This is a genomic window from Aeromonas sp. ZOR0002, from assembly GCF_963866995.1.
Lineage (GTDB): Bacteria > Pseudomonadota > Gammaproteobacteria > Enterobacterales > Aeromonadaceae > Aeromonas > Aeromonas caviae.
The window spans coordinates 1-5,858 of sequence record NZ_CAWMFQ010000181.1 but is presented as its reverse complement, the minus strand read 5'-3'; the positions used below and the strand labels follow the sequence as shown (position 1 = coordinate 5,858).

Sequence of the window (5,858 nt, the reverse complement as noted above, 5' to 3'; positions counted from 1 at the left end):
GCTGCTCGGCCAGCAGGCTGAGCCGGGCCGGCGAGACGGCAGCACCCGCCGTCAGGGTGCACAGAGATAGAGCCAGCCAGCCGAGCCGCATCAGGCGAGCAGCCGCCTGTGGGTCTGGATGGACATCAGAACGCCGAAGCCCGCCATCAGGGTCACCATGGAGGTGCCGCCGTAGCTCACCAGTGGCAGGGGCACACCTACCACCGGCAGGATGCCGCTTACCATGCCCATGTTGACGAACACATAGACGAAGAAGGTCAGGGTCAGGGCGCCCCCCAGCAGGCGTTCGAAGCTGTTCTGGGCCTGCATGGAGATAAACAGGCAGCGGCTGATGATGTAGAGGTAGATGACCAGCAAGAGGGCCACTCCCACCAGACCGAACTCCTCGCTGAAGACGGCGAAGATGAAGTCGGTGTGGCGCTCTGGCAGGAATTCGAGCTGGGACTGGGTGCCTTGCAGCCACCCCTTGCCGAACACGCCGCCGGAGCCGATCGCAATCTTGGACTGGATGATGTGATAGCCGCGACCGAGCGGGTCCTTCTCCGGGTCCAGCAGCATCAGCACCCGCTGGCGCTGGTAGTCGTGCATCAGGAAGAACCAGAGCACCGGCATGAAGGCGCAGATGAGCAAGACCGCGAGCCCGATGAGCCACCAGCTGATCCCCGCCAGGAAGATGACGAAGAAGCCGGAAGCGGCCACCAGGATGGAGGTGCCGAGATCGGGTTGGGCCGCGATCAGCAGGGTGGGCAGCAGCACCATCACCAGGGCGATCATCACATGGCTGAACTTTGGCGGCAGGGAGTGCCGGCTGAGCCAGGCGGCCACCATGATGGGCATGGAGAGTTTCATCACCTCGGAGGGCTGGAACTTCATGAAGCCCAAGTCGAGCCAGCGCTGGGCCCCCTTGCCGATATGGCCGAACACGTCCACCGCGATGAGCAGCAGCACCACCACCGCAAACAGGGGCACCGACCAGCGGGCATAGAGGGAGGGCGGCAGCTGGGCCATGCCGATCATCAGACCGAAGGCCAGGGCGCCGCGCACCAGCTGGCGCACGATGGAGTCGAGATCCTGGCCCGAGGCGGAGTAGAGCACCACCATGGAGAGGGCCATCAGGGTCAGCAGGCCGAGCAGCAGCGGCAGGTCGATGTGCAGCTTGTACCAGATGCTCTGCTGGCGGGCAGAATTACTCATTGGGAAACGACCTCACTCGGTTGGGACGGCTTTTCCGGTGCCGGTGGCAACTGGGGTTCCGGCGGGAGCAGATAGGCATCCAGCATGTGGCGGGCGACCGGTGCCGCCATGGCGCTGCCGCCCCCGGCGTTCTCCAGCACCAGGGCGACCACCGCCTTGGGTGCCTCGAAGGGGGCGAAGGCGACGAACAGGGCGTTGTCGCGGTGCTCCACCTTGGTGGTGGCCGCGTTGTAGACCTGGTTCTCTTTCAGGCCCACCACCTGGGCGGTGCCGGACTTGCCCGCCGCCTTGTAGGGGGTATTGGCGAAGGCGCGGCGCCCCGTCCCTTCGTGGCCGTTGATGACGCGCCACATGCCGTCCTTGGCCACCTGCCAGTAGGTATCGCTCTTGGCGGCGATGGCCACGTTCGGGTTGATGGGGGCGTTGACCACGCCATCGGAGGAGGCGGTGCTCTTGAGCAGGTGCGGCGTCACGTCGTGACCGTTCTGGGTCAGGATGCTGATGGCCTTGGCGAGCTGGATCGGGGTGGCGCTCCAGTAGCCCTGGCCGATGCCGATGGAGATGGTGTCCCCCTGATACCAGGGTTGACGCCAGCGGGCCATCTTCCAGTCCCGGGAGGGCATGACGCCCCGGGTCTCTTCATAGAGGTCCACGCCGCTGTACTGGCCGAAGCCGAACTTGGTCATGTAGCTGTTGATCTTGTCGATGCCGACCCGGTAGGCGAGATCGTAGAAATAGGTATCCGCCGACACCTCGATGGCGCGATAGACGTCGAGCCAGCCGTGGCCCCAGCGGCGCCAGTCCCGGAACTTCTTGGTGGTGCCCGGGATGGAGAAGCTGGGCCCGCCGAAGTAGCGGTAATTGGGGGTGATCGCCCCCTCGTTGAGCCCCATCACCGCCATCATGGGCTTGACGGTGGAGGCGGGGGCATAGATGCCCTGGGTGGTGCGGTTGACCAGCGGCCGGGCGGGATCGTTGAGCAGCGCCGAGTAGTTGGCGCTGGAGATGCCGGTCACGAACAGGTTGGGGTCGTAGCTCGGGCTCGACTCCATGGCCAGGATGGCGCCGGTGTTGGGTTCCATCATCACGATGGCGCCCCGGCGGCCGGCCAGCAGCTCCTGGGCCTTCAACTGCAAGCGGATGTCGATGTTGAGGTAGATGTCCTTGCCGGGCTCGGGGGGCTGGAATTTCAGGGTGCGCACCACCCGGCCGCGGTTGTTCACCTCGACCTCCTGATAACCTGCCACGCCGTGCAGCTGATCCTCGTAGTACTTCTCCACCCCCTGTTTGCCGATGTCCTTGGTGGCGGCATAGTTGGCGAGCTTCTCCTCCTTCTCGAGGCGCTCCACGTCACGGGTGTTGATCTTGGCCACGTAGCCCAGGGCATGGGTGAGGGTATCGCCGAACGGGTAGTAGCGCTTGAGGTAGGCCTCGATGCTGGCCCCCGGGTAGTTGTGCTGGTTGACCGAGAAGAGGGCGACCTGGTATTCGGTCAGCTTCTCGAACAGGGGCACGGGCTTGAAGCGGCGCTGACGTTTGACCTCGGCCAGGAACTTCTCCTTGGTCCCCTCCGGCAGGGCCAGCAGGGTGATGAGGTCGTCCGCGGTCTTCTCCAGGTTCTCGGTCTCTTCGGGCACGATCTCCAGGCTGTAGACCGGGCGGTTTTCCGCCAGCAGGACACCGTTGGCGTCGTAGATGAGGCCACGGGGCGGCGCCACCGGTACCACACGGATGCGGTTGTCGTTGGATCGGGTCTGATAAGTTTCGTAAGACTCTACTTGCAGGTAGTAGAGGTTAGCCAGCAGCACCAGCATGAGGGTGACCATGCCGATGTAGGCGACCAGGGTGCGCCGGAAGAACAGACGTCCCTCGGCACTGTGATCGCGCATTTCAATGCGATTCTTCAGCATGCCGTTACCTTGTGGCTGACGTGCGGGTGAGAGAGGAGAAATGCATGCTCAGGGTCGGCATGGGTCACTCTCTGTGATAAGGGTGATTGGTGGTGATGCTCCAGGCGCGATAGAGGCTCTCGGCCACCAGCACCCGCACCAGGGGATGGGGCAGGGTCAGGGGCGAGAGCGACCAGCTCTGTTCCGCAGCAGCCTTGCACTCGGGGGAGAGCCCCTCCGGGCCACCCACCAGCAGCGCCACGTCCCTGCCATCCAGCTTCCAGGCTTCCAGTTGCACGGCGAGCTGCTCCGTGGTCCAGGGCTTGCCCGGAATGTCCAGGGTCACGATACGGGAGCGGCCGGCGGCGGCCAGCATGGCTTCCCCTTCCTTTTGCAGGATGCGGGGAATGTCGGCATTCTTGCCGCGCTTGCCTGCGCCGATCTCGACCAGCTCGAACGGCATGTCTTTGGGGAAGCGGCGACGGTACTCTTCGAAGCCATGCTCTACCCAGGCAGGCATCTTGGTGCCCACGGCAATCAACTGGATCTTCATCTTTGGTTACGCTGTCGCCCTTTATTGCGAATTGACCTGGGCGGCGCCGCTCCAGAGTTTTTCCAGCTGGTAGAAGTCGCGGTACTCATCCTGCATCACGTGGACGATGACCGACCCCATGTCCACCAGCACCCACTCACCGGTGAGCTCCCCCTCCACGCTCAGCAGGTCGAGCCCCGCATGACGGGCCTCGCTGGCGAGGTTGTGGGCGATGGCACTGACGTGACGATTGGAGTTGCCGGAGCAGATGATCATGGTGTCCGTGATGCTGGATTTGCCGCGCACATCGAGGGTGATGATGTCGCGGCCTTTCATGTCATCGATCTTGTCGACGATAAAGGCGAGCAATTCTTGGCCTTGCAATGTCTTCTCCTATCTTCCGGCGCCAGAGGGCGGCGGATTATATCATGGTCACTCCCGTTTCCCAGCCTGGCAAAGGGAGCATTGCCCGGGGAGGCGTCCCGTGGGGGAGGGGCCCCTTGACGATCACTATAGTGTGCAACCCGGCTTGGCAATAGTCAGGGCCGGGCCCGGTGCGCCCGGACGTGTCGGCTGATCCGCCTGCGTGGCGCCGTTTACTGCGTTGCCGATGAGCGGTAGAGCCCGTGGCGCCGGATATAGTCGGCGACCGGGTTGGGCAGCAGGTATTTGGGATCCTGGCCTGCCGCGAGCAGGGCACGCAGGCGTGTGGCCGACAGCTCGACGGGCAGGTTGTCACAAAGCCAGACATGACCGTGGCGCTGGCCATGGAGATCCTGAATGTCCCGGGTCTGGTGGCGGGCCAGCAGCGCGGCCACCTGGACGGGATAATCCGGTTGCCAGCCTGGGCGGCAGCTCACCACCAGGTGGGCGTAATCGAGCAGCTCCTGCCAGCGGTGCCAGCCCGGCAGGCCGAGCAGGGAATCCATCCCCATCAAAAAGCAGAGCGGGGTGTCCGGCAGCTCGCTCCTCAACTCGACAAGGGTGTCGATGGTCCAGGAGGGGGTGTCGCGCCTGAGCTCCCGCTCATCCACCACGAATCCCGGGTTGTCCGCCGCAGCGAGCCGGACCATGGCCAGACGCTGCTCGCTGGAACAGAGCGGATTGGCCCGGTGGGGCGGGATATGGTTCGGGAGCAGGCGCACCTCGGCCAGACCCAGGGCGTCCCGGGCCTCGATGGCGGGCCTCAGGTGGCCGATGTGAATGGGATCGAAGGTGCCGCCGAGGATCCCGATGGGCGGTGTCAGCATGATTCCGTCTCCAGCAGGGGGAGCGGGGTACCGTCACGAAAGCCGAGGGCGATGGTTTGCAGCATCAGCCAGGCCTGCTCGGTGTCGAAATGGCGCTGGGCATGGTCCAGCTGGGCCATCAGTTGCCAGAGCTGTCGGATCTTGGGGAAGGGAAGCCGGGTCAGCGCCTGCTGGATGAGCTGCTGGCGACTCTGCCAGATGCGCAGGCGGCTGAAATGCTCCACCAGGGGCTGTCCGGCGCGGGCGGCCAGCGCCAGCTCGGTGAGCTGCTCCAGTTCGCGGCACAGGGTCCAGGCCAGCATGCCGGGTTCGGTGCCCTCGGCGCGCAGGGCCAGCAGGATGCGCTGGGCCCGGTTCACCTTTCCTTCCAGCAGGGTATCGACGAGCTGGAAGGGGGTGAAGTGGGCGTGGCGGATGATGGTCTCCTGCAGATAGGCGACGCTGATGGGCTGGGGCGGGGAGAGCAGGGTCAGCTTCTCGATCTCCTGGCTCGCGGCCAGCAGGTTGCCCTCGTAGGCGTGGCACATGAAGTTGACCGCATCCGGCAGTGCCTTGAGGCCGAAGCGCTGAAAGCGGGCGCTCATCCAGCGCGGGAAGAAGCGGGGTTCGGGGTGGTTGACCGGCACATAGGTGCCGCTCTGGCTCAGCTTGTCGAACCAGGCCGCCTTCATCTGGGTCTGGTTGAGGCGGGGGCCCGAGAGCACCAGCAGCAGGTCGGGGTGGAGCTGCTTGCCAATGTCGCTGATGCGGGCGGCGAGATCCTTGTCGATCTTGGCGGGCAGCTCCAGCTCGATGATCTGGCGGGCCGAGAACAGGCTCATGGCCTGGCAGGCATCGTAGACCTGGTTCCAGTCCAGCCCCTGTTCCACCACGAAGCTGTGGCGCTCATCGAAGCCCTGTTTGCGTGCCACCTGACGCACGGCGTCGATGGCTTCCAGCTTGAGCAGGGGCTCGTCCCCAAAAATGAGATAGCAGGGCTTGAGCCCAGCCTTG

6 protein-coding genes are annotated in these 5,858 nt (G+C 64.6%); all 6 read right to left on the bottom strand.

Translation table 11 applies throughout. The annotated features are described in order from the left end of the window. Window positions 1–90: 90 nt before the first annotated feature. The gene (gene rodA, locus AACR77_RS11060) at window positions 91–1,194 is read right to left on the bottom strand and encodes a rod shape-determining protein RodA (protein ID WP_010673760.1); all 1,104 of its coding nucleotides are present in this window, start codon (window positions 1,192–1,194) and stop codon (window positions 91–93) included. Continuing rightward, a complete protein-coding gene (gene mrdA, locus AACR77_RS11055) occupies window positions 1,191–3,104 on the bottom strand; it encodes a penicillin-binding protein 2 (RefSeq protein ID WP_010673761.1) in 1,914 nt (637 codons plus the stop codon). The genes rodA and mrdA overlap by 4 nt, the downstream gene beginning before the upstream one ends. 64 nt (window positions 3,105–3,168) lie before the next feature. Then, a complete protein-coding gene (rlmH, locus tag AACR77_RS11050; RefSeq protein ID WP_005298242.1) occupies window positions 3,169–3,636 on the bottom strand; it encodes a 23S rRNA (pseudouridine(1915)-N(3))-methyltransferase RlmH in 468 nt (155 codons plus the stop codon). Window positions 3,637–3,657: 21 nt separating this feature from the next. Then, window positions 3,658–3,999 carry a ribosome silencing factor gene (gene rsfS / locus AACR77_RS11045; RefSeq protein WP_010673762.1) on the bottom strand — a complete coding sequence of 114 codons (342 nt, stop codon included), beginning with the start codon at window positions 3,997–3,999 and terminating at the stop codon, window positions 3,658–3,660. Between the two features lie 212 nt (window positions 4,000–4,211). Next, entirely contained in the window at window positions 4,212–4,865 is a 654-nt protein-coding gene (gene nadD, locus AACR77_RS11040; RefSeq protein ID WP_039041106.1) for a nicotinate-nucleotide adenylyltransferase, read from the bottom strand. After that, window positions 4,859–5,858, bottom strand: a 1,000-nt coding sequence (gene holA, locus AACR77_RS11035; protein ID WP_042881452.1) for a DNA polymerase III subunit delta, incomplete at its 5' end; no start/stop codon positions are given. The genes nadD and holA, both read right to left, overlap by 7 nt.

Coding starts and splice junctions, on each gene's coding strand:
- nadD (WP_039041106.1), bottom strand. CDS start 4,865: ATGCTGACACCGCCCATCGGGATCCTCGGCGGCACCTTCGATCCCATT.
- mrdA (WP_010673761.1), bottom strand. CDS start 3,104: ATGCTGAAGAATCGCATTGAAATGCGCGATCACAGTGCCGAGGGACGT.
- rodA (WP_010673760.1), bottom strand. CDS start 1,194: ATGAGTAATTCTGCCCGCCAGCAGAGCATCTGGTACAAGCTGCACATC.
- rlmH (WP_005298242.1), bottom strand. CDS start 3,636: ATGAAGATCCAGTTGATTGCCGTGGGCACCAAGATGCCTGCCTGGGTA.